Origin of the sequence: Streptomyces sp. NPDC052301 (assembly GCF_044593395.1) — a bacterium.
In the GTDB taxonomy this organism is placed as follows: domain Bacteria; phylum Actinomycetota; class Actinomycetes; order Streptomycetales; family Streptomycetaceae; genus Streptomyces.
The window spans coordinates 233,850-260,402 of record NZ_JBIUBE010000007.1 but is presented as its reverse complement, the minus strand read 5'-3'; the positions used below and the strand labels follow the sequence as shown (position 1 = coordinate 260,402).

Sequence of the window (26,553 nt, the reverse complement as noted above, 5' to 3'; positions counted from 1 at the left end):
ACCGGTACGGCCTGCGATTCGCCCTTGTCAAGCGATCCTGCTAACCTGAATGACGACCGGCCGGACCGCCCTGTTCAGACAGAGTGCCCGGCCCACAAGTGGAGGCTCCGATCTCCCACCCGACCGTCCTCCGGGACGGCGGGTCACCCGGTCAGGCGGCCACCATCGTTCCGTACGGACGATGGAGTCGCCCGAAAGTGCGCCCCGCGGTCACCGCGGCGGTGCTCCGGTTGTCATTGGAGCCCCGCCTGTGATCGTCCGGGGCATTTTTTGTGCCGTCGGCGCGGTTAGGTCTAACGAACAGAGACGTTACGCGGCTGTCCGCCAGACCGCCGTGTGGTGCTACCGAGGAGGATCCATCAGCGCCGAGCCCCGCATCAACGACCGGATTCGCGTTCCCGAGGTGCGACTTGTCGGTCCCAGTGGCGAGCAGGTGGGCATCGTCCCGCTGGCCAAGGCACTGGAGCTTGCGCAGGAGTACGACCTGGACCTGGTCGAGGTCGCGGCGAACGCCCGTCCGCCCGTGTGCAAGCTCATGGACTACGGGAAGTTCAAGTACGAGTCGGCCATGAAGGCCCGTGAGGCGCGCAAGAACCAGGCGCACACGGTCATCAAGGAGATGAAGCTCCGGCCGAAGATCGACCCGCACGACTATGACACCAAGAAGGGTCACGTCGTACGGTTCCTCAAGCAGGGCGACAAGGTCAAGATCACGATCATGTTCCGTGGTCGCGAGCAGTCCCGGCCCGAGCTGGGCTACCGACTGCTGCAGCGTCTCGCGGAGGACGTCCAGGACCTCGGTTTCGTCGAGTCGAACCCGAAGCAGGACGGCCGGAACATGATCATGGTTCTCGGTCCGCACAAGAAGAAGACCGAGGCGATGGCCGAGGCCCGTCAGGCGCAGGAGGCCCGCAAGGCCGAGGCGAAGGCGAACCCCGGCAAGTCGCAGAACCCTGCCGAGGCTGAGGCGCCGTCCGAGGAGCCCGCCGAGGCGTGATCCCGGGGGACACCCAGTCCCCGAGGATGTAACCGACAGAAGAGAGCGACGCTCCACCGTGCCCGGTTTTCGTGACCGGGCACCGGAGCGCCACCGACGAGGAGATAACGGCGCTATGCCGAAGAACAAGTCGCACAGCGGTGCCAGCAAGCGCTTCAAGGTCACCGGCTCCGGCAAGGTGCTCCGCGAGCGCGCCGGCAAGCGCCACCTGCTCGAGCACAAGTCGTCCCGCGTCACGCGTCGCCTCACCGGCAACGCCGAGATGGCCCCGGGCGACGCCGCGAAGATCAAGAAGCTTCTCGGCAAGTGACGTACCGGCGCTCACCATCCGCTGAGCGCCGTACGCCAGGACCGGGACCCAGTCGTTTCCGGGTCGTGTGAAGACCACCACGACCCCGCTACAAGGAGTTAACAAGTGGCACGCGTCAAGCGGGCAGTCAACGCCCACAAGAAGCGCCGGGCGATCCTCGAGCAGGCCTCCGGCTACCGCGGTCAGCGTTCGCGCCTGTACCGCAAGGCCAAGGAGCAGGTCACCCACTCGCTGGTCTACAACTACAACGACCGCAAGAAGCGCAAGGGCGACTTCCGTCAGCTGTGGATCCAGCGCATCAACGCCGCTGCCCGCGCCAACGGCATCACCTACAACCGCTTCATCCAGGGTCTGAAGGCCGCGAACGTCGAGGTCGACCGCAAGATCCTGGCCGAGCTCGCCGTGAACGACGCGAACGCCTTCGCGGCGCTCGTCGAGGTCGCGCAGAAGGCGCTGCCGAGCGACGTGAACGCGCCCAAGGCTGCGTGACGCTGCGCCGGCTCCAGCCGACGCTCACTGTAGGACCCGCAGGCTCATGGCTTGCGGGTCCTGTTGTTGCTGCGGCTCCCGTTCCGGCCGCCGCCGGCGCCGCAGAGTGAAGACTTTCTTGAAGGTGAAGGACAGGATGCCCACCCCCGAGCTGATCTCCCCCCGGTCCGCCCGCGTGTCCGCTGCCCGTCGGCTCGAGAAGCGGAACTTCCGGGGGAAGGACCGGCTGTTTCTCGCGGAGGGGCCGCAGGCCGTCAGGGAGGCGGCCGGGCATCGGGTCGACGGCACCCCCACCCTCGTCGAGCTGTTCGCCACCGTCGAGGCCGCGGAGCGGTACGCCGACATCGTCGGAGCCGCGCGGGACGCCGGGGCACGGCTGCACCTGGCCTCCGAGGACGTCATCGCCGACATCTCCACCACCGTCACCCCGCAGGGCCTGGTCGGCGTCTGCCGGTTCCTGGACACCCCGTTCGAGGAGATCCTCGCCGCCCGGCCACAGCTCGTCGCCGTCCTCGCGCACGTGCGCGACCCCGGCAACGCCGGGACCGTGCTGCGGTGCGCCGACGCCGCCGGTGCCGAGGCCGTGATCCTCACCGACGCCTCCGTCGACCTGTACAACCCCAAGGCCGTGCGCGCCTCCGTCGGCTCGCTGTTCCACCTGCCCGTCGCCGTCGGCGTGCCCGTCGAGCGGGCCGTCGCGGGGCTGAAGGACGCCGGTGTGCGCATCCTCGCCGCCGACGGCGCCGGCGACCGCGACCTGGACGAGGAGCTGGACAAGGGCACCATGGGCGGCCCCAGCGCCTGGGTGTTCGGCAACGAGGCCTGGGGTCTGCCCGAGGAGACCCGCGCCCTCGCCGACGCCGTCGTCCGCGTCCCCATCCACGGCAAGGCCGAGAGCCTGAACCTCGCCACCGCCGCCGCCGTATGTCTCTACGCGTCGGCCCGTGCACAGCGCGCCTCCGGAGGGTGCCGCTCCGTCACCCAGAGCTAGTAGGGTGACCAGCTCGGGGCCCTGCGCCGTCTGAGAGGTGGGGTACGGGGATGAGTGTGGCCGGCACGAACGCCGCGCCGGAGGGACAGGACGCGCGGCACACGCCCGCGCCCGGGTCCGGCGACCGTACCGGGACCGGTCCCGGCATCGACCCCGACCAGCTGCCCGACGGCCTCGTGGTCGCCGACGAGCACGGCCGGGTCGTCTGCTTCAACGCCGCCGCCGCCCGCATCACCGCCGTACGCCCCGCCGACGTCCTCGGGCAGCCCCTGGAGAAGGCGCTGCCGCTGGAGGACCTGGAGGGGCGCCGCTGGTGGCAGCTCACCGACCCCTACGGGGGGCTCGCGACCCGGACCCGGCAGCCGGAGCGCAACCTGCTGCTGCCCGGGGTGCGGGAGGTGCTCGTCTCCGCTCGCTATGTGCGCGCCGAGCCCCTCGGGCCCGTGCAGCGCGTCGTCGTCTCGCTGCGCGACACCGAGGCCCGCCGCCGTACCGAGCGCAGCCACGCCGAGCTGATCGCCACCGTCGCCCATGAGCTGCGCTCTCCGCTGACCTCGGTGAAGGGCTTCACGGCCACGCTGCTCGCCAAGTGGGAACGCTTCACCGACGACCAGAAGCGGCTGATGCTGGAGACCGTCGACGCCGACGCCGACCGGGTCACCCGGCTCATCGCCGAGCTGCTCGACATCTCGCGGATCGACTCGGGACGGCTGGAGGTGCGCCGCCAGCCCGTCGACATTGGGGCCGCCGTCTCCCGGCACATCCAGGCCTACGTCGCCGCCGGCCAGCCCGCCGACCGGTTCCTGCTCCGCATCGAGCAGCCCCTGCCCGGCCTGTGGGCCGACCCCGACAAGATCGACCAGGTGCTCAGCAACCTCATCGAAAATGCCGTGCGGCACGGCGAGGGAACCGTCACGATTGACGTCATGCCCTCGGCGTCCCCGCGCGAGGGTGAGGAGAACGGCACGTCGGTCACGGTGAGCGACGAAGGGCCCGGCATCCCGGAGGAGTCCATGAACCGCGTCTTCACCCGCTTCTGGCGGGGCAGCAAGCGCGGCGGCACCGGCCTCGGGCTGTACATCGTCAAGGGCATCGTCGAGGCCCACGGCGGCACCATCACGGTCGACCGCGCCCCCGTGGGCGGCGCCGAGTTCCGATTTACGCTGCCCGTGGGAGCCCCGGCGTATCTCGCCTGACGAGAGCCGGAGCGGCCCGCGGGCGCATTCGCCTGCCTCCACCCCGTTAGACTCGGCCTTTGGCACCTTTGTGTCCTTCACACGGCCCACCAACGGTCACGGGGACCATCCGCCAGCCAACCGGAAGCACGGGAAGAGATGTCGGCACCGAATAAGTCGTACGACCCTGTAGAGGTCGAGGCGTTGAAACCGGAAGAGATCGAGCGCATGCGGGACGAGGCGCTCGCCGCCTTCGCCGCCGCGGACTCCCTCGACGCGCTCCACGAGGCCAAGGTCGCCCACACCGGCCCGGCCTCCCCGCTGGCCCTCGCCAACCGCGAGATCGGCGCCCTGCCCCCGCACGCCAAGGCCGAGGCCGGCAAGCGCGTCGGCATGGCCCGTGGGGCCGTGAACAAGGCCCTCGCCGGCCGCCAGGCCGAGCTGGAGGCCGAGCGTGACGCCCGCGTGCTGGTCGAGGAGGACGTCGACGTCACGCTGCCGTACGACCGCGTCCCGGCCGGGGCCCGCCACCCCCTGACCACGCTCTCGGAGCGCATCGAGGACATCTTCGTGGCCATGGGCTACGAGGTCGCCGAGGGCCCGCAGGTCGAGGCGGAGTGGTTCAACTTCGACGCCCTCAACATCGGCCCCGACCACCCGGCGCGCGGCGAGGCCGACACCTTCTTCGTGCAGGGCCCGGACGGCGGCACCGAGTCCGGTGTCGTGCTGCGCACCCACACCTCCCCGGTCCAGATCCGCTCGCTGCTCGACCGCGAGCTGCCGGTCTACGTGATCTGCCCCGGCCGCGTGTACCGCACCGACGAGCTGGACGCCACGCACACGCCCGTCTTCCACCAGGTCGAGCTGCTCGCCGTGGACGAGGGCCTGACCATGGCCGACCTCAAGGGCACCCTGGACCACATGGTCCAGTCGCTGTTCGGCGAGGGCATGAAGACCCGGCTGCGGCCGAACTTCTTCCCCTTCACCGAGCCGAGCGCCGAGATGGACATGCTCTGCTACGTCTGCAAGGGCGAGTCCGTCGGCAACCCCGACCGGCCCTGCCGCACCTGCTCCAGCGAGGGCTGGATCGAGCTGGGCGGCTGCGGCATGGTCAACCCGCGGGTGCTCACCGCCTGCGGCGTCGACCCGGAGAAGTACAGCGGCTTCGCCTTCGGGTTCGGCATCGAGCGGATGCTGATGTTCCGCCACAACGTCGAAGACATGCGAGACATGGTCGAGGGTGACGTCCGATTCACCCGGCCGTTCGGGATGGAGATCTGATGCGGATCCCGCTTTCTTGGCTGCGGGAGTACGTCGACCTGCCGGCGACGGAAACCGGCCGCGACGTCCAGGAGAAGCTCGTCTCGGCCGGCCTCGAGGTCGAAACCGTCGAACAGCTCGGCGCCGACCTCAAGGGCCCGCTGGTCGTCGGCCAGGTGCTGACCATCGAGGAGCTGGAGGGCTTCAAGAAGCCGATCCGCTTCTGCACGGTCGACGTCGGCCAGGCCAACGGCACCGGTGAGCCCCAGGAGATCGTCTGCGGCGCCCGCAACTTCCAGGTCGGCGACAAGGTCGTCGTGGTCCTCCCCGGCGCCACGCTGCCCGGCGGCTTCTCCATCGCCGCCCGCAAGACCTACGGCAAGACGTCCCACGGCATGATCTGCTCCACCGGCGAGCTGGGCATGGGCGACGACGGCACCCACGGCATCATCGTGCTGCCGCCGGAGACCGAGGTCGGCAAGGACGCCATCGAGCTGCTCGAACTGGTCGACGAGGTCCTGGACATCGCCGTCACCGCGAACCGCGGCGACTGCCTGTCCATCCGCGGTGTCGCCCGCGAGGCCGCCATCGCCTACGGCCTGCCGCTGCGCGACCCGGCCCTGATCGACGTACCGGCGCCGAACGCCTACGGCTACCCGGTCCAGGTCACCGACCCGTTCGGCTGCGACCGCTTCACCGCGCGCACGGTCACCGGCCTGCGCCCCGAGGCCCGCTCCCCGATCTGGCTGCAGCGCCGCCTGCAGAAGGTCGGCATGCGCCCGATCTCGCTCGCCGTCGACGTCACGAACTACGTGATGATGGAGCTGGGCCAGCCGCTGCACGCCTACGACCGGTCCCTGATCCAGGGCACCGTCGGCGTGCGCCGCGCCCAGGAGGGCGAGAAGCTCGTCACCCTCGACGGCGTCGAGCGCACGCTGCACGCCGAGGACCTGGTCATCACCGACGACCGCGGCCCGATCGGCCTCGCCGGCGTGATGGGCGGCGCGAACACCGAGATCGCCGACCACGAAGTGACCGAGGACGGCGTCAACGGCACGACGGACGTGGTCATCGAGGCCGCCCACTTCGACGCGGTGGCCATCGCGCGGACGGCCCGCCGCCACAAGCTGCTGTCCGAGGCGTCCCGCCGCTTCGAGCGCGGCGTCGACCCGCAGGCCGCCGCTGCCGCCGCGCAGCGCACCGTGGACCTGCTGGTGCTCCTCGCGGGCGGTACGGCGGAGGCCGGCGTCACCGAGATCGTCGCGCCCTCGGCCCCGCACACCATCACCCTCCCGGCCGGTCACCCGGACAAGGTGGCGGGCGTCGTCTACGGCCGTGAGACGGTCGTACGCCGCCTCCAGGAGGTCGGCTGCGACGTCTACGGGCAGGACGAGCTGATCGTCACCGTCCCGTCCTGGCGTCCCGACCTCGCCGACCCGAACGACCTCGCCGAGGAGGTCATCCGCCTCGAGGGCTACGAGAACCTGCCCTCCACGCTGCCCAAGCCGCCCTCGGGCCGTGGCCTCACCCACCGCCAGCGGCTGCACCGCAGGGCCGGCCGGGCGCTGGCCGGCGCGGGCTACGTCGAGGCGCCGAACTACCCGTTCGTCAGCGAGCAGGTCTTCGACCAGCTCGGCCTGGAGGCCGACGACCCGGCCCGCCGCGTCGTGAAGCTGGTCAACCCGCTCAGCGACGAGGAGCCCGCGCTGCGGACGACGCTGCTGCCGGGCCTGCTCGGTGCGCTGCGGCGCAACGCCGGCCGGGGCTCGCACGACCTGGCCCTGTTCGAGACCGGTCTGGTGTTCCTGCCCCGCGAGGAGCAGGGAGTCGCCACGCACCTGCCCGTCGACCGGCGGCCCACCGACGAGGAGATCGCCGCGCTGAACGCCGTGCTGCCCGAGCAGCCGCGGCACGTGGCCGTCGTCCTCGCCGGTGCCCGCGAGCAGGCCGGCTGGTGGGGCAAGGGCCGTCCGGCCGACTGGGCCGACGCGGTCGAGGCGGGTCGTGCCGTCGCGCGGGAGGCCGGTGCCGAGCTGATCGTCCGCAAGGGCCAGTACGGACCGTGGCACCCGGGCCGCTGCGCCGAGCTGGTGATCGCCGCCGACGGCACGGAGCGGATCGTCGGCCACGCGGGAGAACTGCACCCGCGCGTCCTGAAGGCCCTGGGCCTGCCCGAGCGCACCTGCGCGATGGAGCTGGACCTGGACGCCCTGGAGACGGTGGGGGACGGTACCCCGCAGGCGCCGAGCATCTCCACGTTCCCGGTCGCCACGCAGGACGTCGCCCTCGTCGTCGACAAGCCGGTCCCCTCCGCAGAGGTCGAGGCGGCGCTGCGCGAGGGCGCGGGTGAGCTTCTCGAGTCCATCCGGCTGTTCGACGTGTACGAGAACGCCGAGCAGTTGGGTGAGGGGCGGAAGTCGCTGGCGTACGCGCTGCGCTTCCGTGCGGGTGACCGCACGCTGACCGTGGACGAGGCGTCCGCCGCCCGGGACGCGGCGGTTGCCCTCGCGGGCGAGCGGACCGGGGCGGTTCTCAGGGCCTAGTCCGCCCACGGGGCGGGGGAGCTGCGCCCGTTCGGCGGCCTCGGGTCGTCCGTGGATCGTCGCGCAGTTCCCCGCACCCCTTCGGGGGGCTTTTCGCCTCCGCCAGCTGCATAAATGCAGGCCGGCCCGGGATGCCTCACTCGTTCGGGTGGGACCTGACGGCGATCCGGCCCGCCCGGGTCATGCCGTGGACAGAATCGGACCGGCCTTTCGGGGCCGGTCCGTCTGCTCTTTCGGGGCCTACATGGGGGATCAGAGACATGATCCGCATCAAGGCACGGGCGCCCACCGCGCGGGGAGCCGTACTGCCCACGCTCTGGGGAGCCGTGGCCGTCGCCTACAAGTTCGGCTGTCCTGTCGCCCGGCAGGACGGGTTCGGTGCGCGCATCGTCACCAGCGCCGTCTTCCTCGCCGTAGGCACCGGGCTGATAGTCCATGTGCGCCGCGCCCTGCTGCGGGAACTGCGGCAGGCCCGCCGGGTGGCGCGGGTCGCGCAGAGCGTCGTCCTGCGTCCGCTGCCCCCGCGGCTCGACGGACTGAACGTGGCCGCCGCCCAGCTGTCCGCCGAGCGTGGCGCGGTCGTCGGTGGCGATCTGTACGAGGCCGTCGCCACCGAGTACGGGGTCCGCGTGGTCATGGGCGATGTGCGCGGTCACGGTCTGACCGCCCTGGGAACCGTCGCCGCCGTGCTCGGCAGCTTCCGTGAGGCGGCCCACGACGAGCCCGAACTCGGCGGCGTGCTGCGCCGGTTGGAACGCGCCCTCGCCCGCCACCTGCGCGAACGGGCCCGCGCCGAACACCCCGCGAACGGCACGCCGGACCCCGATCACCCGGTCGCCGAGGAGTTCGTCACCGTCCTGCTGCTGGAGATCGGCCGGGACGGCGAGCTGCGCGCGTTCAACTGCGGCCACCCGTGGCCGTATCGGATCAGCGGCGCGCGGGTCGAGCCCCTGACACGCGACGATCCGCTGCCGCCGCTGGGCCCGTTCCCGCTCCCGGCCGAGCTGGAGGCCCAGTCCTGCGGTCAGCTGCTTCGGGGCGACTCCCTGGTCCTGTTCACGGACGGTGTGGAGGACGCACGGGACGTGCGGGGCCGCTTCTTCGCGCTGCCCGACGTGCTGCGAGAGACCGTACGAGATCATCCGGTGTCCCCTCAGGCGGTTCTGCGTACGGTCTTCAGGGCCCTCCTGCACCACACGACCGGCCGCCCGACGGACGACACCGCACTCCTGGTCCTGCGCAACGACCGCGGCAGAGGTCGGCCCGGCCAAGCCACCGCTTTTCGAGGGGGAGCCGGCGGCCTGGCCGGTGCCTCTTGCGAGGCACCTCAGTCAACCGGCCCGACACGCTGAGCGACAGCGCGCGCACAGCGCGGATGCTCGTGTTCCGTTCACACCCCGTGTGAAGGCGCACCCACTACGCTGACCGCACCAGGCCACTCGGGGGGCATCTCATGCAGCCCAACACTCTGCTCGACGCGATCCTGGACGAGGCGGGGATCTCGCACGCCGGTCTCGCCGCTCACGTCAACCAGGCGGGCCGCAGACGCGGTCTCGCGCTGCGGTACGAACACACCGCCGTGGCACGGTGGTTGAAGGGCCAGCGGCCGCGCGGCCAGGTGCCCGACCTGATCTGCGAGGTGCTGGCCGCCCGGCTGCACCGGCCGGTCACCCTGGACGACATCGGCCTCGGCGTGCCCGGCGAGCCGAGCAGCCCGCACGCCGGGTCGCTCTCCGGCTTCGTGGAGCGGGCGACCGCCCTGTGGCGCTCCGACGAACAGCAGCGGCCGCATGTGCTGGGCGCCCCCGCCGTCACCGGCACGCCGGCCGTCATGCCGGTGTGGGAGTGGGAGAACCCGCCCGAGGACGTGGACGTCTCCCGGGGCGGCCGGCACCGGGTCACCACGGCCGACATCGAGATGCTGCGGGCCGCCCGCACGCACTACGAGCAGATGTACCGCAAGGCGGGCGGCATCGCGACCCGGACGCGGATCGTCGGTTTCCTGAACGCGGAGGCGGCGCCGCTGCTGCGCGGCAGTTACACCGACGCCACCGGACGCCAACTGCACCGGGCCACCGGCGGGTTGGTGGCGATCGCGGGCATCTGCGCGTACGACTCCGACGCCCACGGGCTCGCCCAGCGCTACTTCCACCAGGCGCTGCGGCTGGCGAAGGCCAGCGGGGACCGCGGACTCGGGGCCTACGTGATAGCGCTGCTGGTCAACCAGTCGCTGTTCATGCGGGAGTACCGGCAGGCCGTCGCCTTCGCCGAGGCCGCGCTGCGCACCGCCGGCAAGCACATCACACCGGCGCTCGCCTCCGACCTGTACGCGATGCAGGCCAAGGCGTACGCGCACCTCGGGGACAGCGGCAGTGCCCTGTCCTGCATCCGGCGCGCGGAGACCGCCGCCGAGCGGATCCGGCGCGGGATCGAGCCCGACGAGACCGGTTACGTCCAGCCGGGGCTGGTCAACGTGCAGGTGGCCGAGGCGCTGCTCAGCCTCGGGGAACTCGCCGCCGCCCGGGAGCACGCGGCGGCGGCCGTCGACAACCCGGCCCACGACCGGGGGAGGGTGCACCGGCTCGCCATGCTCAGCACCATCGAACTGCGCCAGGGCAACGCCGACAAGGCGGTGGCCACGGCCGTGCAGATGGCCGAGCAGGCGCGCGGGATGGAGTCCCAGCGGCTGCGCGACAGACTCCGCGCGGTGCGCGAGCATCTGGTGCGCTGCGGCTCGGCCGGCACCGCCGAGGCCGCCGAACTCATCGACGGGGCACTGCGCGTGCCGCTGTAGGCCCCCTGTAGGTGCACAGTTCCTGCTGCGATATTGCCACTTACTCGGCGGAAGGTGGCAGAACCGTGCAGTGGACGAAACAGAACGAACAAACTGTGTATGCAAATCGCTGGTTCAGCGTCAACCTCGCAGATGTCGAGCTGCCGGACGGCCGGCACCTCGACCACTTCCTGATCCGGCTGCGTCCCGTGGCCGTGGCCACGGTCGTCAACGAGGCCAACGAGGTGCTGCTGCTGTGGCGGCACCGGTTCATCACCGACAGCTGGGGCTGGGAACTGGCCGCGGGTGTGGTGGAGGACGGCGAGGACATCGCGAGCGCGGCCGCCAGGGAACTGGAGGAGGAGACCGGCTGGCGGCCGGGGCCCCTGCACCACCTGATGAGCGTGGAGCCGTCCAACGGCCTCACCGATGCCCGGCACCACATCTACTGGTCCGACCGGGGCGAGTACGTCGGACACCCCGTGGACGACTTCGAGTCGGACCGCCGGGAATGGGTTTCCCTCAAACTCGTCCCCGATCTGATCGCCCGTGGGGAGGTCCCGGCCGCCAACATGGCGGCCGCGTTACTCCTGCTGCACCACCTCAGGCTCGCCGAGGGCTAGCGGGCCCGGTGCCCGGCGCCTAACGGGCGGCCAGCGCCTGCCAGATCGTCACGACGAGCGCACCCAGCGCCGTGAGCGCGGCGAGCGAGGGCAGCGGCCAGCGGGCGTGTTCCAGCGAGACCATACGGGAGTTCAGCTCGTCCAGTTCCTTGGCGGTCTCCTCGGTGCGGTGACTGAGCAGGGCCAGCCCTCCCTCGACGCGGGCGTAGGCCACATCGAGGCGGCGCCGTAACTCTGCGAGTTCTCCGTGGACCACGGGATGCTCCGGTTCGGCGGTCACGGGTCCGCTCCTTTCGGTGGTCGAAATGGATGGTTCCGCATCCCTTGCATGCGCATGATGAGTCAACTCGCCTGGTGGGCGCGTGGGGAGCGTGTGCGAGGGGCATATGCGTGCCCGGCGCGCACACGGGGAGTGAAACAGATGGACCCGGCACCGATGTCGGTGCCGGGCCCACAAGGCGTAGCTGTGCGTGATCAGCCGTAGGTGTAGAAGCCCGACCCGGTCTTCCGGCCCAGCCGGCCCGCCTCGACCATGCGCTGGAGCAGCGGGGGAGCGGCGTACAGCGGCTCCTTGTACTCGGCGTACATCGAGTTGGCGATGGAGACCACGGTGTCCAGACCGATCAGGTCGGACAGCTTCAGCGGGCCCATGGGGTGGGCGCAGCCCATCTCCATGCCGTTGTCGATGTCCTCGCGGCTCGCGATGCCCGACTCGAACATTCGGATCGCCGAGAGCAGGTAGGGCACGAGCAGCGCGTTGACCACGAAGCCGGAGCGGTCCTGGGCGCGGATGGCGTGCTTGCCGAGCATCTTCTCGGCGAAGACCTGGGCGCGGCCGAGGGTGCCCTCGGAGGTGGTGAGCGCCGGGATCAGCTCGACCAGCTGCTGCACCGGGGCGGGGTTGAAGAAGTGCACGCCGATGACGTGGTCGGGGCGGGAGGTGGCGACCGCCAGCTTCACCAGCGGGATGGAGGAGGTGTTGGAGGCCAGGATCGCGTCCGGCCGGGTCACGACCTGGTCCAGCACCTGGAAGATCTCGGTCTTCACCTGCTCGTTCTCCACCACGGCCTCGATGACCAGGTCGCGGTCGGCGAACTCGCCGAGGTCGGTGGTGAAGGACAGCCGCGCCTGCGTGGCGTCCCGCTCCTCCTCGGTGATCTTGCCGCGCTCGGCGGCCTTGGCCAGGGAGTTGAACAGCCGGGTACGGCCGATCTCCAGTGCCTCGCCGGTGGTCTCGGCGACCATGACGTCCAGTCCCGCGCGGGCGCACACCTCGGCGATGCCCGCGCCCATCTGGCCGCAGCCCACGACCCCGACGCGCTCGATGTCGGTCACATCGTTCCCTTCGCTGGTTCTCCGGCTCGCTGGCAGGACTCCGGGTTCGGCGCCTGCTCCGATCGTGCACGTTACCGCCAAGTATCGATGATCGATCGTCCGGGTGGGTGCATTCTGGGGCGCGGAACGATCCGTGACGGAGCGGATCCGGATGGTACGGGGGTGTACGGATGGGGAGACTGTCACGGCGGGCCTTCACCCTGGCGGCGCTGTCCACGCTGGCCACGGCGCCGGGCGCGGTCGCCGCACCGGATCACCGGCACCGCGCGGGCGCCGAGATGCGGGGTGTGTGGATCGCCACGGTGGCCAACCGGGACTGGCCCTCGCGGCCCGGTCTGACCGCCGACGAGCAGCGCGACGAGCTGATCGCCCACCTCGACAGGGTGGCCCGTGACCGGTTCAACACGGTGATGTTCCAGGTGCGGCCCACCGCCGACGCCCTGTGGCCGTCACCGTACGAGCCGTGGTCCGAGTATCTCACCGGCACCCAGGGCGAGGACCCCGGCTGGGACCCGCTCGGTACCGCCGTGCAGGAGGCTCACGCCCGCGGTCTGGAACTGCACGCCTGGTTCAACCCGTACCGGATCGCCAACCACACCGACCCGAGCCGCCTCGCCGACGGGCACCCGGCCCGCATCCACCCCGACTGGGCGGTGCCCTACGGCGGGAAGCTGTACTACAACCCCGGCCTGCCGCAGGTCCGCGCCTTCGTCCAGCGGGCCATGCTGGACGCGGTCGCCCGGTACCCGGTCGACGCCGTCCACTTCGACGACTACTTCTACCCCTACCCGGTCGCCGGGCAGACCTTCGACGACGACGAGGCCTACGACCGCTACGGCGGCGACTTCGACAGCCGGGCCGCCTGGCGGCGGGACAACATCGACCTGCTGGTGCGGGAGATGGCCGCCGGCATCAAGCGGATCAGGCCCGGCACCCGCTTCGGGATCAGCCCCTTCGGGGTGTGGCGTAACGCCGCCACCGACCCCGACGGCTCGGACACCCGGGCGGGCGTCCAGACGTACGACGACCTCTACGCGGACACGCGGAAATGGGTCAGGGACCACTGGATCGACTACATCGTCCCGCAGGTGTACTGGAACATCGGCTTCGCCGCCGCCGACTACGCGACTCTCGTGCCCTGGTGGGCGGAGGTCGCCAAGGGTACCCGGACCCGTCTCCACATCGGTGAGGCGCTCTACAAGGCGGGGGCCGCAGGACAGCCCTCGGCCTGGCAGGACCCGGTCGAGCTGTCCCGGCACCTCACCTTCGCCGCCCAGTACCCGCAGGTCCGCGGCCACGTCTTCTTTGCCGCCAAGGACGTGGCCGCGGACCCGATCGGGGCGATGGCGCGGGTGATCGCCGACCACTACGGACGGTCGGCGAACCCTCCGCGCTGATGTGCTGCTTGCTCTTCCCTGTGCTTGACCTGGCAGTCGGGTCCGGGGGACATGATCGCCTCGTGCCCGTCCTGGAAACGGACGCGGTACGGCGGGTTGCCCTCGGCCCCCAGCACTTCGACGACTTCCGAGACCTGGTCGTGTTGGCCGACCACCCTGCCGTGCTGGACAAGACGGTCGCCCTTGGATGCGTGCATCTACAGGCCCTCCTCACGATCACGACCGCTGCGTGACGGCGATGCACACGAGCACGGCCACGGCGGTCAGCGGAGCGGCCGGCGTGAAGTGCTCGCCCAGCAGCAGCGCCGACCACACCAGTGTGAGCAGCGGTTGAGCCAACTGCAACTGGCTGGCCTTCGGGATGCCGATGACCGCCATGCCCCGGTACCAGACGACCAGGCCGAGGAACTGCGAGCCCAGCGCCACCCACAGCAGACCGGCGACGCCGTGCCCGGTGAGGTGGACGGGCTCGTACGTCAGCGCCACCGCGGCCGCCGGCACGCTCAGCGGCAGACACAGCACCAGCGCCCAGCCGATGACCTGCCACCCCGGCATGAGCCGGGCCAGCCGGCCGCCCTCGGTGTACCCGGCGGCGCACACCAGCAGGGCCGCGAACAGATAGCCGTCGGCGACCGTGAGGGCACCGCCGCTCTGCCCGACGGTGAAGGCGACCACGGCCGCCGCCCCCGCCAACGCGGCCAGCCAGAACCGGCGCGAGGGCCGGCTGCCGGTGCGCAGGGCCGAGAACACGGCGGTGGTCAGCGGCAGCAGCCCCACCACGACGGCGGCGTGCGCGGTGGTGGAGGTCTCCAGCGCGAGCGTGGTCAGCAGCGGGAAGCCCAGCACCACGCCGGCGGCGACCACGGCCAGCCCCGGCAGATGGCGCCGCTCGGGAAGGGGGATCCGCAGGACGAGGAGACAGCCGCCCGCGACGAGCGCGGCGAGGACGCTGCGCACGGCCACCAGCGACCAGGGCCCGAAGCTCTCCAGGCCCCAGGCGGTGGCCGGGAAGGTCAGGGAGAAGGAGGCGACGCCCAGGGCGGCGAGTCCGGTGCCGAGGGCCCGGCGCTCTCGCGGGGCGGTCACCGCTATCGAGGTGGGAACAGTAGCGCTACTCTGTGTTCTCATGTCTGAGCGTAGCAGCGTTGGTGAACTGGCAGAACAGCTCCGACGGGAACTTGACCGCTACTCTCCCGGTGGAAAGCTCCCGTCGAGCCGGGCTCTGGTCGACCGGTTCCGGGTGAGCCCGGTGACCGTCTCGCGGGCCCTCGCCCAGCTGGCCGCCGAGGGGCTCGTGGTCACCCGGCCCGGCGCCGGCGCCTTCCGGGCCCGGCCGCGTACGGCCGAGTCACCGGCCGGGGACACCTCCTGGCAGGAGGTCGCACTGAGCGCCGGCGGCACCGGCGACCTCGTCCCGCGCACCGTGGACGCCTCCGGCGTCACCGTCTCGCTGGCCGCCCCGCCGCCCGGGGTGCTGGAGTTCAACGGCGGCTATCCGCATCCCTCGCTGCAGCCGGAACGGGCCATGGCGGCGGCGCTCGCCCGCGCCGGGCGGCGGCCCGGCGCCTGGGGGAGACCGCCGCTGGAAGGACTGCCCGAACTGCGGGAGTGGTTCGCGCGCGGGATCGGCGGGGCGGTCACGGCGGCCGAGGTGCTCATCGCCGCCGGCGGCCAGTCCGCGCTGGCCACCGCCCTGCGCGCGCTCGCCCCGCCCGGCGCCCCGGTCCTCGTGGAGTCCCCCACCTACCCCGGAATGCTGGCTCTCGCCCGGGCCGCCGGACTGCGGCCCGTCCCGGTGCCCGTCGACCCCGACGGCGTCCGCCCCGAGCTGCTCGCCGACGCCTTCCGGGCCAGTGGCGCCCGGGTGTTCGTCTGCCAGCCCCTGTTCCAGAACCCCACCGGCGCCGTGCTGGCCCCCGAGCGGCGCGGGGAGGTGCTGCGCATCGCCCGCGAGGCCGGCGCCTTCGTCGTCGAGGACGACTTCGTACGGCGCCTCGTGCACGCCGACGCGGGACCGCTGCCCCGCCCGCTGGCCGCCGACGACCCCGACGGCGTGGTCGTGCACGTCGGCTCGCTGACCAAGGCGACCTCGCCCAGCTTCCGGGTGAGCGCACTGGCCGCGCGCGGGCCGGTGCTGGAGCGGCTGCGCGCCATCCAGGTCGTGGACAGCTTCTTCGTGCCCCGCCCGCTGCAGGAGGCCGCGCTGGAACTCGTCGGCTCCCCGGCCTGGCCGCGCCATCTGCGCGCGCTTTCGGCCGAGTTGAAGGACCGCCGGGATGCCATGACGAGCGCCCTGGCCCGCCGTCTGCCGGAGCTGGCCCTGCCGCACATCCCGTCCGGCGGCTACCACCTGTGGCTGCGCCTGCCCGAGGGCGTCGAGGAGTCGGCCCTGGACGCCGCCGCCCTGCGCGCCGGCGTCGCCCTCACCCCCGGCCGCCCCTACTTCAGCGCCGAACCTCCCGCGGCCCACCTGCGCCTGAGCTTCGCCGCGGTCGCGGGGACGGGAGAGATCGCGGAGGGCGTGCGGCGGCTGCGCGGGGCGTTCGACGAGGTGCGCCAGGTGGGCTGACGGGACAGGCCGGTGACGCGGCCGGCGATGTCGGTGCGGGGTCGACGGTGGTCGTACCGGTCCAGCCGGTCGGGGAATGCCGCCGGCGGGTGACCGGGCGGTCCGCGCCGGCCGGGCCGTCGTACGCCGCGTGCAACGGCTCCGTGGGCACGACCACGGAACTGATCGCTCCGGTCCCCCGGGGTCGTACGGCGGGCAGCACGCCCCCAGCCGTCCGTACCGTCCGTGAGTGACCGCGTACGCCCGGTGACTCACGGCGTCCGGCCCTTGACCTGCCCGCACGCACGGCTCACCATCACCGCATGCCACTGAGGGTGACGTTCGTCGCCGCCGCACGCAGTTCCCCGCTGCTCGCGGAGCGCTTCGAGGACGACCGGCAGCTGGACCAGGCCGGCTGGGACGAGGTGCAGCGCGTCGCCGGGGAGCTGCTGCCGCTGGCCGCGGCCGAGCTGCGCTACTGCTCGCCGACCCCGCGCAGCCGGGCCACCGGCGATGCCCTGGGCTACGCTCCGCTGGTCCAGCCGGCGCTGCGGGACTGCGACATGGGCCGCTGGCGCGGGCTGACCCTGGGCGAGGCGATGGCCCGCGAGCCGCAGGCGGTGGACGCCTGGCTCGCCGACCCGCGGTCCACCCCGCACGGCGGCGAGTCCCTGCTGGACTTCATCTCCCGGGTGGGTGGCTGGCTCGACACCCGGCCGGTGGAGGACGGCGGCCGGATCGTCGCGGTCGCCGAGCCGTCGGTGATCCGCGCGGCCCTGGTCTACGCCCTGAAGGCGCCGCCGGCGACCTACTGGAACATCGACGTGCGCCCGCTGTCCACGACCACCGTCAGTGGCCGCTCCGGCCGCTGGAACCTCCGGCTCGACGGAGCCTCCGCTCAGCCCTCGCGCACGTAGTCGGTGGTGAGCAGCAGATCCTTCGCCGGGCCGCCGACCCGCCACACCGTGCGCCAGTGGTCCGCGTCCCGGACGGTGAACTCGCCCCGGTAGAGGTCGGCGGCACAGGGGTGCTCGGCGACGTACCGGCCCGAGGTCAGGTCCAGGTCGTGGAACGGCCGCCCGTCCGCGAACCGCACGTCCGCGGTGCCGGGCGCGGGCCCCGGCAGGAACCGCAGCGTCCGCGTCGCGGGCCGCGTCACGCCCTGCCAGGTGAAGGTGCCGGACTCCTCGTGGAGCAGGCCGCCGCCGTCGAGGGGGCCGAAGACGGTGGTCCCGGAGAAGCGCCCCTCGTCACCGCCGTCCAGGTCCCGCACGCTCCGCTCCACGCGCCACCGCCCGGCCAGATGCGCCAGCACGTCGGCGACCGGCCACACCTCTCCCGTCACCGAGGCCTCCGGGACCTGTGGTGCGGGCCGTCGGGGGAGTCGGCGGGCGTCCTGCATGCCGCCGAGCTTACGCGCCGGACCTCACCCCCTCCCTGCCCGCCCCATTGACGTGTCCATACCCCTTCCTTATCTTGCCGTTCGAAGTGCTGACGCATGTCTGATATTTCGAACAACGAGCCGCGGAGTGTCCATGTCACGCACCACCCGCACCAGGCTGGGACTCGGCCTCACGGCAAGCGCTTTCCTGCTGGCCGCCGCCGTCGTCCCGGCCCCCGCCCGTGCCGAAGGCGTCACCGACTACGCGATCACCGTCGACCCCTCCGCGAAGGGGCCCGCGATCGGCAGGACGATGTACGGCGTCTTCTTCGAGGACATCAACCGGGCCGCCGACGGCGGTCTGTACGCCGAACTCGTGCAGAACCGGTCCTTCGAGTACTCCACCGCAGACAATGCCTCGTACACCCCGCTGACCGCCTGGACGGTCTCCGGCACCGGTCAGGTCGTCGACGACTCCGGCCGCCTGAACGCCCGTAACCGCGACTACCTCTCCCTGGGCGCCGGCTCCTCGGTCACCAACTCCGGCTACGACACCGGCATCGCGGTCGGGAGCGGCAGGAAGTACGACTTCTCGGTGTGGGCCCGTGCCGACGCCGGCAGCACGCTCACCGTGCGCCTCCAGGACTCCGGCGGCACGCTCGCGCCCGCGCGGCGGATCGCCGTGAGGAAGGGCGGCTGGGCCCGCTACGAGGCCGCCTTCACCGCGGACCGCACCAGTACCAACGGCCGCCTCACCGTCGCCTCCGACGCCGCCACGGCCCTGGACATGGTGTCCCTCTTCCCGCGCGACACCTACAAGCACGAGCCGAACGGCCTGCGCAAGGACCTCGCGGAGAAGGTCGCCGCCCTGCACCCGGGTTTCGTCCGCTTCCCCGGCGGCTGCCTGGTCAACACCGGCTCCATGCAGGACTACAGCGAGGCCTCCGGCTGGCAGCGCAGGCGTTCCTACCAGTGGAAGGACACCGTGGGCCCGGTCGAGCAGCGCGCCACCAACGCCGACTTCTGGGGCTACAACCAGTCGTACGGCCTCGGCTACTACGAGTACTTCCGCTTCGCCGAGGACATCGGCGCGATGCCCCTGCCCGTCGTACCGGCCCTGGTGACCGGCTGCGGCCAGAACGAGGCCACCGACGACGAGGCCCTGCTGAAGCGGCACGTCCAGGACACCCTGGATCTGATCGAGTTCGCCAACGGCCCGGCGACCTCGACCTGGGGCAAGGTCCGCGCCGGGATGGGCCACCCCCGGCCGTTCCACCTCACCCACATCGAGGTCGGCAACGAGGAGACCCTGCCGACCGAGTTCTTCGCCCGGTTCTCGCAGTTCCGCGCGGCCATCCAGGCGAAGTACCCGTACATGCGGGTGATCTCCAACGCCGGCCCGGACGACTCGGGCACGACCTTCGACACGGCCTGGAAGCTCAACAAGGACGCCGGTGTCGACATGGTCGACGAGCACTACTACAACAGCCCGCAGTGGTTCCTGCAGAACAACGACCGCTACGACTCCTACGACCGCGGCGGCCCGAAGGTCTTCCTCGGCGAGTACGCCTCCGGTGGCAACGCCTTCAAGAACGGCCTCGCCGAGGCCGCGTACATGACCGGTCTGGAGCGCAACGCGGACGTCGTCGAGCTCGCCTCCTACGCCCCGCTGTTCGCCGACAAGGACGACGTGCAGTGGAGTCCGGACATGGTGTGGTTCGACAACCACGCCTCCTGGGGTTCGGCGAACTACGAGGTGCAGAAGCTGTTCATGAACAACGTCGGCGACCGGGTCGTACCCTCCACGGCCACCGGCACCCCGTCCCTGCGGGCTCCCGTCACCGGCGCCGTCGGCCTGTCCACCTGGAACACCAGCGCCGCCTACGACGACGTGTCGGTCACCGCGGCCGACGGCACGAGCCTGCTCGGCGACGACTTCTCCGGTGACGCCTCGAAGTGGACCCACACGGGCACCGGAAGCTGGAGCGTCCGGGACGGCCAGTACGTCCAGACCGACACCGCAGCCCAGAACACCATGGTCTCCGCCGGTGACCCCTCCTGGCACGACTACGACCTGCATGTGAAGGCCACCAAGAAGGCCGGCCAGGAGGGCTTCCTCGTCGCCTTCGGTGTCAAGGACACCGGCACCTACTACTGGTGGAACATCGGCGGCTGGAACAACACCCGGACCGCCGTGGAGCAGGCGGTGGACGGCGGCAAGTCGACGCTGATCGCCAAGCCCGGGTCGGTGGGGACCGGCCGTGCCTACGACGTCGACATCAAGGTGCGCGGCCGCCAGGTCACCCTCTACCTCGACGGCCAGGAGTGGGGCAGCTTCACCGACGACAAGCCGGCCGAGCCGTTCCGCCAGGTCGTCACCGAGGACGCGAAAACCGGTGACCTGATCGTCAAGGTGGTCAACGCCCAGCCCTCGGCGGCCCGTACGGCGATCGACCTCGGCGGTGCGAAGACCGCGGCGAAGGCCCGGGTGACCACGCTCGCCGCCGCACCGGACGCGGTGAACACCGAGACCGGCACGGCGGTCGCGCCGGTGACGTCCACCTTCTCGGGCGTCGCCGACACCTTCACCTACACCTTCCCGGCCGACTCGGTCACCTTCCTGCGGATCAGGCGGAAGTAGCGCCCCGCGTGGGCCGCGGCCCGGGCGGCAGCGGCCCACGCCCGGCGAAGGTCAGCCGCCGAAGTACCTCTGAGCCGCCCGGACGCCGTCCACCAGGGCGTCCACCTCGGCCTGCGTGTTGTACACGTAGAAGCTCGCCCGGGTCGTCGCCGGGACGCCGTACCGCTTCACGATCGGGCGCGCGCAGTGGTGGCCGACGCGGACGGCCACGCCCCGCTCGTCCAGCACCTGGCCCACGTCGTGCGGGTGGATGCCGTCGACCGTGAAGGAGACGGCCGAACCACGGTCGGCGAGGTCGCGCGGGCCGACGATCCGCACGCCCGGGACCTCGGCGAGCAGTTCCAGGGCACGGGCGGTCAGCGTCTCCTCGTACGCCGCCACCTCCGCCATGCCCAGCCGCTCCAGGTACTCCACCGCGGCGGCGAGCCCCACCGCCTGCGCCGTCATCGGCACGCCCGCCTCGAAGCGCTGCGGCGGCGGCAGGAAGGTGCTGCGGTCCATCTCCACGACCTCGATCATCGAACCGCCGGTGAGGAACGGCGGCAGCTCCGCGAGCAGGTCCGCCCGGCCCCACAGCACGCCGATGCCGTTCGGGCCGAGCATCTTGTGCCCGGAGAAGGCGAGGAAGTCAGCGCCCAGCTCCGTCACGTCGACCGGGCGGTGCGGGACGGACTGGGCGCCGTCCACGACCACCAGGGCGCCGAAGGCGTGCGCCCGGTCGGCGAGTTCCCGCACCGGGTTGAGCGTGCCGAGGACGTTGGACTGGTGGGTGAGGGCCAGCACCTTGGTGCGCGCGTCCAGCAGCTCCGCGGCCCGGGACACATCGAGCCGGCCCTCGTCGGTGAGCCCGAACCACTCGAGGCGCGCCCCCGTCCGCTCGGCCAGCTGCTGCCAGGGGACCAGGTTCGCGTGATGCTCCATCTCCGTGACCACGATCCGGTCGCCGGGGCCGATCCGGCCGGCGTTGCCGAGGGCGTAGGCCACGAGGTTCAGGCCCTCGGTGGTGTTCTTGGTGAAGACCACCTCGTCGGCGGCGGCACCGATGAACCGGGCGACGGTGTGCCGCGCCCCTTCGTACGCCTCCGTCGCCTCGCCCGCCAGCTGGTGCGCCCCGCGGTGCACGGCCGCGTTGCGGGTCAGACAGAAGTCCCGCTCGGCGTCCAGGACCGGCAGGGGCTTCTGGGTGGTGGCCCCGGAGTCCAGGTAGACCAGCGGGGCGCCGCTGTCCAGGGTCCGCTCCAGGATCGGGAAGTCCTTGCGCAGCGCGTCCACGTCGAAGGCCACGACGTCTCACCTCTCACGGTTTTATGCTCAGTTCTCCGTGAGGAACGCTAAGCCTTCCTCACGGAGAACCGCAAGCATTACCATGAGAGCCGTGGATCACGAGGCCCCCGTCTACCTGCATCAGCTCCCGGTCCCCGGCGAGGACCGCTACGTGTGTCTGGCGCTGGTCAACACGCGGTTCACCGTCAGCCACGGGCGCGTCGACCTGCTCGACGACGCCGAGGCGGCCCATCTGTGGCTCGTCCGGCACGCACTGCTGCCCGACCGGGTGGATCTGGGCGCCCGCCAGTCCGGCAGGCTCCGCGCCCTCCGTGAGGCCCTGCGTGCCCTCTTCGAGGCCCGCACCGCCGGAACGCGGCCGCCCGCCGACGCCCTGGAGGGACTGAACACCGCCCTCGCCGCCGCCCCCGCCACCCCCCAACTCGCCTGGACGGCCGACGGCCCCCGCCGCGCCGACGTCCCCGACACGGGCAACCCGGCCGCCGCCGCGCTCTCCCTGCTCGCCGAGGACGCAGTGGACCTGCTCACCGGCGTCGACGTCGAGCAGCTCACCGAGTGCGCCGCCCAGGGCTGCGCCCGCTGGTTCCTGCGCTCCCACGGCGCCCGCCGCTGGTGCACCACCAAGTGCGGCAACCGGGTCCGGGCGGCCCGCGCCTACGCCCGCAAGGCCGGTTCACCTTGAGAACACCTCCCGGAAATCAGAGATTTCCCCGGTATTCATGAAATTCATTCGGCGTTTCCCGTATTCGGAGTGCGGCGCGCCACTTTTCCGTGAGCGCACAACCAACCGGAAAGACGGACCGTCTACCTGGGCGAAATGACGGACACGCGTTCATGGGGGACCGCCGGAAATGCAAAAGGCTGCGAAATCGGCAATCCCCGCCGCGCGCGCCGCCGCCCTGCTCGCGGCGGCCGTCACCGCGAGCGTGTTCTGCGTCGCCGACGCCCTCGCCCGCAGTTATCCCTTCGGCCCCCGCACCCGCAGCGTCAACGACCTGGGCAACCAGTACGTGCCCTTCCACGCCCACCTGTGGGACCTGGTGCACGGCCGCGCCGACGGCGGTCTCCTCGTCAACTGGCAGTCCGGCTACGGCTCCAGCTTCCTGCCCGATCTCGGCACCTACCTCGGCAGCCCCTTCGCCCTGCTCGTCGCCGTCTTCCCGCGTGACCGGATCGACCTCGCGGTGTACACCGTCACCGTCCTGAAGGCCGCGTCCGCCGCGGCCGCCATGGCGTGGCTGCTGCTCGTCCTGCGACCGGGCCGCTGGTGGGCGGCGGGTCTGCTCGGTGCCTCCTACGCACTGTGCGGCTGGACCCTGGCCGACGCCGCCTACAACCCGATGTGGCTCGACGGCCTGATCGCCCTGCCCCTGCTGTGCCTGGCCGGTGAGTGGGCCCTCGCCGGGCGGCGCCGGCTCCTCGGTGTCCTGATCGTCGCCCTCTCCTGGACCGCCAACTTCTACACCGCCTACATGGCCACCCTCGGTGCCGGACTGGTCCTGCTGCTGCGCCTGCTGCTCATCCGCCCGCCGCGCCGGCAGGCCCTCGCCGCGGCCGGCCGGGCCGTCCTCACCGTCACCCTCGGCATGGGCCTCGCCGCCCCGCTCGTCACGGTGATCTGGTTCGGCACCCGTCACGCCTACCCCGGGCGTGTCCGCCCGTTCACCCCCGTACCCGGCGAGGACCTGCTGGCGCGGCTGCTGCCCACCACGTACGGCTTCGGCTCCCCGGCCCTCTACGTCGGCACCACGGCTCTGCTGCTCGCCCTCGCCCTGCCCTTCCACCGGGCGGTCCCCGGCCGGGTCCGCGCGGGCTGGCCGGCGCTGGTGCTCGTGGTGGCCCTCTCCCTGCAGTGGGCGCCCACCAGCCTGGTCTGGCACGCCTTCGCCACCCCGCAGGGCAGTTCCTACCGGCAGGCCTTCGTGGTGTGCGGGCTGCTCGTGATCGCCGCCTGGCACGCGCTGTCGTACGGCCCTCCGGACCGGCGGGCGCTGGCCGCAGCGACCGCGCTGCTCGCCCTGCTCACCGTCCTCGCGAGCCGCAGCGACCTGGTACGCCCCCACACCTGGCCGGTGCTGCTGCTCGCCGTCGGCGGCAGCCTGTGCGGACTCGTCCTCCTGGGGCGCGCCGGGCCGCGGACCGCGCTCGCCGGTATGGCCGTCGTCCTCCTGTTCGGCGCCCAGTTCGGCGAGACCGCCGCCACCTCCGCCGTCGCCACCCGGCTGCGCCTGAAGCACCTCGACGACTACGCGCCCTGGGGTCAGCGGCAGGAGCGGCAGGCGGCGGCGATCGCCGAGGCCGACGGCTGGCCCCGCCACCGCACGGACCCGGGCCGCGAACAGACCGTCGGCAACGACCCGTTGCTGGTGGGCGGCCAGGGCGCCCAGTACTACAGCAGCCTGACCTCCGACGTCCTCAGCCGTACCCTCACGGCCCTCGGCGGCGGCTGGACCTCGCGCGGCCGCAGTGTGCAGAGCCTGGACAACGCGGTCACCGACGTCCTGTTCTCCGTCGGTGCCCGGCTGCACAACCCGCCCGACCCGCACCAGGCGGCGCCGCCCGGGGCCGGCGCCCCACCCGGCGTGGCCCGGCGCGACGTGCCGCCCCTGGTGACCGTGCGGACCGCTCCCGACACCGCGCCCTTCGGGCCGTCGCCGTACCGCAACCAGGAACTCCTCCTCGGCAGCCGCGTCTACACCGTGCCCCGCCTCGGCGTACGGGACGACACCGGGGAGCCGGTCCCGTCGCGCACGGTGGGCGTGGGCCACGCCCTGACGGGTCCGACGCTCACGGCCCGTTGCCCGGCCGGGACCCAGGTGAACCTGTGGGCCCCGCACTTCTCCGGGGCCGCCCGGCTCACGGGCACCGGCACCGGCGTCCCCTTCGGGTTCGCGTACCCGCGCAACCGGGCCGCGATGGAACCGCTCGGCCGGACGCCGGCCTCCGGCGTCGTGCGCATCGAGCTGACGCCGAACCGTCCCGGCCGCATCCCGGCCGGCGCGATCGGCTGCCTGGACACCGCCCGGCTGCGCACCGCCGCCGCCCAGCTCACGGCCACCGGCGCCACCGGGGTGAGCGTCGACGACGGCACCCTGCGCGCCCGGCTGCCCGCCGGCAGCACGGGGATCGCGGTCGTCGCCGCGCCCCGGATCGCCGGCTGGCGGTGCGCCACGGGCGGCGGCGCGGCCAGGCCCGCGGGCGAGTACCACGGGCTGATCGCCGTCCCCCTCGACGGTCGGTCGACCTCCCTGGCCTGCACCTTCCACCCACCCGGCCTGCGGCTGGGCACGGCCGTCGGGGCCACCTCGCTGGTGACCCTCGTGCTGCTCTGCGCCCTCACCGCCGTCCGCCGCCGACGCGTTCCCGCGCCGCCCACGACCACACCACCGCGCGAGCGCGTGACCACCGCTTGCTGACCGCGTTCTGGGGGAACCCGCCATGCTCATATCCATCGTCGCGCCCTGTTACAACGAGGAAGGCGTCGTCGCGCGCTTCCACGAAGAGGTCCAGAAGGTCGCCGAGGAGCTGCTGCCGCTCGGCCACGACATGGAGTTCGTGTACGTCGACGACGGCAGCCGCGACCGCACCCTCGCCGTGCTGACCCGCCTCGCGGACCTCGACGCCCGGGTGCGGTACGTCTCCTTCAGCCGCAACTTCGGCAAGGAGGCCGCCCTGCTCGCGGGACTGCGGCACGCCTCGGGCGACGCGGTGATCGTCATGGACGCCGACCTGCAGCACCCGCCGGAACTGATCAAACGGATGGTGGACCTGCGTGAACAGGGGCACGACCAGGTCATCGCCCGGCGCAGCCGCACCGGCGACCGTCTCACCCGGACCCTCACCGCGCGCCTGTACTACCGGCTCGTCAACCGCCTGGTCGACGTCGAACTCGTCGACGGCGTGGGCGACTTCCGACTGCTGTCGCGCCGCGTGGTGGACGCGGTGCTGGACCTGACCGAGTACAACCGCTTCTCCAAGGGCCTGTTCGCCTGGGTGGGCTTCCCGAGCACCACCTTCGAGTACGAGAACGCCGTACGGGAGGCGGGCAGCAGCTCCTGGAACCTGCGCGGGCTGCTCAACTACGGCCTCGACGGCCTGCTGTCCTTCAACAACCGGCCGCTGCGCGCCGCCCTCTGGCTCGGCATGGGCCTGCTGCTGTGCGCCGGGCTCTACACGGCCTGGATCGTGGGTGCCGCGCTGATCCACGGGGTGCAGACCCCCGGCTATGTGACCATCATCACCGCCGTCACGGCCCTGGCCGGCGTGCAGATGGTCATGCTGGGAGTGATCGGGGAGTACACCGGCCGCATCTACTACGAGGTGAAGGGTCGTCCGCACTTCCTGGTGAAGGCGACCAACGTGGAACGCACGAAAGACCTCATACCTTGAAGCGACAGATTGCCACCTTTGCCGTGGTCGGTGTGATCAACACCGCCACTTATTACTGTCTCTACCTTTTGTTCCTCACCTGGCTGCCCTATCTGGCCGCACATGTTCTCGCCTTTGTGCTCAGCATGGTCGGATCCTTTTTCCTGAACGCCCGCTTCACCTACCGGACGCGGCCCACCTGGCGGAAATTCCTGCTGTTCCCGCTGACCAACGTCACCAACTTCCTGATCACGACGGTTGGCGTGTACGTGATCGTCGACGTCCTGCACGCCGGGAACCGCTTCGCCCCGCTGCTCGCCTCCGCGGCGGCGATCCCGGTGACCTTCGTCGTCTCCCGCTGGGTGATGCTCCCCAGGTCGATCGCATAGTCGTTGCATAAAACTGCAGCGCTACGTATAGTCATGCCATCACGAGGAG

At 71.8% G+C, this 26,553-nt stretch carries 24 protein-coding genes; 18 read left to right on the top strand and 6 right to left on the bottom strand.

Translation table 11 applies throughout. The features are described 5' to 3' along the window. The first annotated feature begins 334 nt into the window (after positions 1-334). The 10 genes from infC (at position 335) to ACIHEJ_RS21670 (ending at position 11,161) form a co-directional block, all read left to right on the top strand. Entirely contained in the window at positions 335-997 is a 663-nt protein-coding gene (infC, locus tag ACIHEJ_RS21715) for a translation initiation factor IF-3 (RefSeq protein ID WP_030654735.1), read from the top strand. 115 nt (positions 998-1,112) lie between these two features. Next, complete coding sequence (gene rpmI / locus ACIHEJ_RS21710; protein ID WP_004933563.1) at positions 1,113-1,307, top strand: 50S ribosomal protein L35; 195 nt, start codon at positions 1,113-1,115, stop codon at positions 1,305-1,307. A 105-nt stretch (positions 1,308-1,412) separates the two neighbouring features. Beyond that, complete coding sequence (rplT, locus tag ACIHEJ_RS21705) at positions 1,413-1,796, top strand: 50S ribosomal protein L20 (protein ID WP_006141703.1); 384 nt, start codon at positions 1,413-1,415, stop codon at positions 1,794-1,796. Between the two features lie 136 nt (positions 1,797-1,932). Then, on the top strand, positions 1,933-2,787 hold the full coding sequence (locus ACIHEJ_RS21700; protein WP_400138077.1) for a TrmH family RNA methyltransferase: 855 nt from the start codon (positions 1,933-1,935) through the stop codon (positions 2,785-2,787). 50 nt (positions 2,788-2,837) lie between these two features. After that, positions 2,838-3,983, top strand: coding sequence for an ATP-binding protein (locus ACIHEJ_RS21695; protein WP_400138076.1), 1,146 nt, complete (start codon positions 2,838-2,840; stop codon positions 3,981-3,983). 138 nt (positions 3,984-4,121) lie between these two features. Beyond that, the gene (gene pheS, locus ACIHEJ_RS21690; RefSeq protein WP_055704006.1) at positions 4,122-5,243 is read left to right on the top strand and encodes a phenylalanine--tRNA ligase subunit alpha; all 1,122 of its coding nucleotides are present in this window, start codon (positions 4,122-4,124) and stop codon (positions 5,241-5,243) included. Further along, complete coding sequence (gene pheT, locus ACIHEJ_RS21685; RefSeq protein ID WP_400138074.1) at positions 5,243-7,765, top strand: phenylalanine--tRNA ligase subunit beta; 2,523 nt, start codon at positions 5,243-5,245, stop codon at positions 7,763-7,765. Before pheS ends, pheT begins: the two co-directional genes overlap by 1 nt. A 260-nt stretch (positions 7,766-8,025) precedes the next feature. Then, positions 8,026-9,117, top strand: coding sequence for a PP2C family protein-serine/threonine phosphatase (locus ACIHEJ_RS21680; RefSeq protein ID WP_400138073.1), 1,092 nt, complete (start codon positions 8,026-8,028; stop codon positions 9,115-9,117). 101 nt (positions 9,118-9,218) lie between these two features. Further along, the gene (locus ACIHEJ_RS21675; RefSeq protein ID WP_400138071.1) at positions 9,219-10,559 is read left to right on the top strand and encodes a transcriptional regulator; all 1,341 of its coding nucleotides are present in this window, start codon (positions 9,219-9,221) and stop codon (positions 10,557-10,559) included. A 65-nt stretch (positions 10,560-10,624) separates the two neighbouring features. After that, entirely contained in the window at positions 10,625-11,161 is a 537-nt protein-coding gene (locus tag ACIHEJ_RS21670; RefSeq protein WP_400138070.1) for an NUDIX hydrolase, read from the top strand. A 19-nt stretch (positions 11,162-11,180) separates the two neighbouring features. On the opposite strand, the gene ACIHEJ_RS21665 is transcribed toward ACIHEJ_RS21670, so the two are convergent. Both ACIHEJ_RS21665 and ACIHEJ_RS21660 read right to left on the bottom strand, forming a co-directional pair. After that, positions 11,181-11,441, bottom strand: coding sequence for a hypothetical protein (locus ACIHEJ_RS21665; protein WP_400138069.1), 261 nt, complete (start codon positions 11,439-11,441; stop codon positions 11,181-11,183). Between the two features lie 194 nt (positions 11,442-11,635). Then, on the bottom strand, positions 11,636-12,496 hold the full coding sequence (locus ACIHEJ_RS21660) for a 3-hydroxybutyryl-CoA dehydrogenase (RefSeq protein WP_400138068.1): 861 nt from the start codon (positions 12,494-12,496) through the stop codon (positions 11,636-11,638). A 170-nt stretch (positions 12,497-12,666) separates the two neighbouring features. Here ACIHEJ_RS21660 and ACIHEJ_RS21655 point away from each other — a divergent pair, with 170 nt between their 5' ends. Further along, positions 12,667-13,893, top strand: coding sequence for a glycoside hydrolase family 10 protein (locus ACIHEJ_RS21655; RefSeq protein ID WP_400138066.1), 1,227 nt, complete (start codon positions 12,667-12,669; stop codon positions 13,891-13,893). Here the strand turns inward: ACIHEJ_RS21655 and ACIHEJ_RS21650 are convergent. Together ACIHEJ_RS21650 and ACIHEJ_RS21645 are read right to left on the bottom strand one after the other, a co-directional pair. Then, entirely contained in the window at positions 13,863-14,090 is a 228-nt protein-coding gene (locus ACIHEJ_RS21650) for a DUF1918 domain-containing protein (RefSeq protein WP_400138064.1), read from the bottom strand. The two genes, ACIHEJ_RS21655 and ACIHEJ_RS21650, sit on opposite strands and share 31 nt — an antisense overlap. A 19-nt stretch (positions 14,091-14,109) precedes the next feature. Continuing rightward, a complete protein-coding gene (locus ACIHEJ_RS21645) occupies positions 14,110-15,021 on the bottom strand; it encodes a DMT family transporter (protein ID WP_400138062.1) in 912 nt (303 codons plus the stop codon). Here ACIHEJ_RS21645 and ACIHEJ_RS21640 point away from each other — a divergent pair. Next, a complete protein-coding gene (locus tag ACIHEJ_RS21640) occupies positions 15,020-16,462 on the top strand; it encodes a PLP-dependent aminotransferase family protein (RefSeq protein WP_400138061.1) in 1,443 nt (480 codons plus the stop codon). The two genes, ACIHEJ_RS21645 and ACIHEJ_RS21640, sit on opposite strands and share 2 nt — an antisense overlap. Positions 16,463-16,764: 302 nt before the next feature. After that, positions 16,765-17,358, top strand: coding sequence for a histidine phosphatase family protein (locus ACIHEJ_RS21635; protein ID WP_400138060.1), 594 nt, complete (start codon positions 16,765-16,767; stop codon positions 17,356-17,358). On the opposite strand, the gene ACIHEJ_RS21630 is transcribed toward ACIHEJ_RS21635, so the two are convergent. Then, positions 17,340-17,843, bottom strand: a complete 504-nt coding sequence (locus tag ACIHEJ_RS21630) for a DUF6314 family protein (protein WP_400138059.1) — start codon at positions 17,841-17,843, stop codon at positions 17,340-17,342. The two genes, ACIHEJ_RS21635 and ACIHEJ_RS21630, sit on opposite strands and share 19 nt — an antisense overlap. A 133-nt stretch (positions 17,844-17,976) precedes the next feature. Between ACIHEJ_RS21630 and ACIHEJ_RS21625 the strand changes: the two genes are divergently transcribed. Continuing rightward, on the top strand, positions 17,977-20,463 hold the full coding sequence (locus ACIHEJ_RS21625) for an alpha-L-arabinofuranosidase C-terminal domain-containing protein (RefSeq protein WP_400138057.1): 2,487 nt from the start codon (positions 17,977-17,979) through the stop codon (positions 20,461-20,463). A gap of 51 nt (positions 20,464-20,514) precedes the next feature. Here ACIHEJ_RS21625 and ACIHEJ_RS21620 read toward each other — a convergent pair whose 3' ends face one another. Next, positions 20,515-21,747, bottom strand: a complete 1,233-nt coding sequence (locus ACIHEJ_RS21620) for a cysteine desulfurase (RefSeq protein ID WP_400138055.1) — start codon at positions 21,745-21,747, stop codon at positions 20,515-20,517. Between the two features lie 82 nt (positions 21,748-21,829). Between ACIHEJ_RS21620 and ACIHEJ_RS21615 the strand changes: the two genes are divergently transcribed. The 4 genes from ACIHEJ_RS21615 to ACIHEJ_RS21600 all read left to right on the top strand — a co-directional run bounded on the left by ACIHEJ_RS21615 (position 21,830) and on the right by ACIHEJ_RS21600 (position 26,504). Then, entirely contained in the window at positions 21,830-22,429 is a 600-nt protein-coding gene (locus tag ACIHEJ_RS21615; protein WP_400138053.1) for a CGNR zinc finger domain-containing protein, read from the top strand. A gap of 169 nt (positions 22,430-22,598) precedes the next feature. Next, positions 22,599-25,163, top strand: a complete 2,565-nt coding sequence (locus ACIHEJ_RS21610) for a YfhO family protein (RefSeq protein ID WP_400138051.1) — start codon at positions 22,599-22,601, stop codon at positions 25,161-25,163. A 22-nt stretch (positions 25,164-25,185) separates the two neighbouring features. Continuing rightward, a complete protein-coding gene (locus ACIHEJ_RS21605; protein ID WP_400138049.1) occupies positions 25,186-26,136 on the top strand; it encodes a glycosyltransferase family 2 protein in 951 nt (316 codons plus the stop codon). Then, the gene (locus ACIHEJ_RS21600) at positions 26,133-26,504 is read left to right on the top strand and encodes a GtrA family protein (protein ID WP_400138047.1); all 372 of its coding nucleotides are present in this window, start codon (positions 26,133-26,135) and stop codon (positions 26,502-26,504) included. The genes ACIHEJ_RS21605 and ACIHEJ_RS21600 overlap by 4 nt, the downstream gene beginning before the upstream one ends. The last annotated feature ends 49 nt before the right edge of the window (positions 26,505-26,553 follow it).

What these genes read in the sequence shown, in the direction of transcription:
- rpmI (WP_004933563.1), top strand. Translation starts at nt 1,113, where the DNA reads ATGCCGAAGAACAAGTCGCACAGCGGTGCCAGCAAGCGCTTCAAGGTC.
- ACIHEJ_RS21700 (WP_400138077.1), top strand. Translation starts at nt 1,933, where the DNA reads ATGCCCACCCCCGAGCTGATCTCCCCCCGGTCCGCCCGCGTGTCCGCT.
- ACIHEJ_RS21695 (WP_400138076.1), top strand. Translation starts at nt 2,838, where the DNA reads ATGAGTGTGGCCGGCACGAACGCCGCGCCGGAGGGACAGGACGCGCGG.
- pheS (WP_055704006.1), top strand. Translation starts at nt 4,122, where the DNA reads ATGTCGGCACCGAATAAGTCGTACGACCCTGTAGAGGTCGAGGCGTTG.
- pheT (WP_400138074.1), top strand. Translation starts at nt 5,243, where the DNA reads ATGCGGATCCCGCTTTCTTGGCTGCGGGAGTACGTCGACCTGCCGGCG.
- ACIHEJ_RS21680 (WP_400138073.1), top strand. Translation starts at nt 8,026, where the DNA reads ATGATCCGCATCAAGGCACGGGCGCCCACCGCGCGGGGAGCCGTACTG.
- ACIHEJ_RS21675 (WP_400138071.1), top strand. Translation starts at nt 9,219, where the DNA reads ATGCAGCCCAACACTCTGCTCGACGCGATCCTGGACGAGGCGGGGATC.
- ACIHEJ_RS21655 (WP_400138066.1), top strand. Translation starts at nt 12,667, where the DNA reads ATGGGGAGACTGTCACGGCGGGCCTTCACCCTGGCGGCGCTGTCCACG.
- ACIHEJ_RS21650 (WP_400138064.1), bottom strand. Translation starts at nt 14,090, where the DNA reads ATGCACGCATCCAAGGGCGACCGTCTTGTCCAGCACGGCAGGGTGGTC.
- ACIHEJ_RS21640 (WP_400138061.1), top strand. Translation starts at nt 15,020, where the DNA reads ATGTCTGAGCGTAGCAGCGTTGGTGAACTGGCAGAACAGCTCCGACGG.
- ACIHEJ_RS21645 (WP_400138062.1), bottom strand. Translation starts at nt 15,021, where the DNA reads ATGAGAACACAGAGTAGCGCTACTGTTCCCACCTCGATAGCGGTGACC.
- ACIHEJ_RS21635 (WP_400138060.1), top strand. Translation starts at nt 16,765, where the DNA reads ATGCCACTGAGGGTGACGTTCGTCGCCGCCGCACGCAGTTCCCCGCTG.
- ACIHEJ_RS21630 (WP_400138059.1), bottom strand. Translation starts at nt 17,843, where the DNA reads ATGCAGGACGCCCGCCGACTCCCCCGACGGCCCGCACCACAGGTCCCG.
- ACIHEJ_RS21625 (WP_400138057.1), top strand. Translation starts at nt 17,977, where the DNA reads ATGTCACGCACCACCCGCACCAGGCTGGGACTCGGCCTCACGGCAAGC.
- ACIHEJ_RS21615 (WP_400138053.1), top strand. Translation starts at nt 21,830, where the DNA reads ATGAGAGCCGTGGATCACGAGGCCCCCGTCTACCTGCATCAGCTCCCG.
- ACIHEJ_RS21610 (WP_400138051.1), top strand. Translation starts at nt 22,599, where the DNA reads ATGCAAAAGGCTGCGAAATCGGCAATCCCCGCCGCGCGCGCCGCCGCC.
- ACIHEJ_RS21605 (WP_400138049.1), top strand. Translation starts at nt 25,186, where the DNA reads ATGCTCATATCCATCGTCGCGCCCTGTTACAACGAGGAAGGCGTCGTC.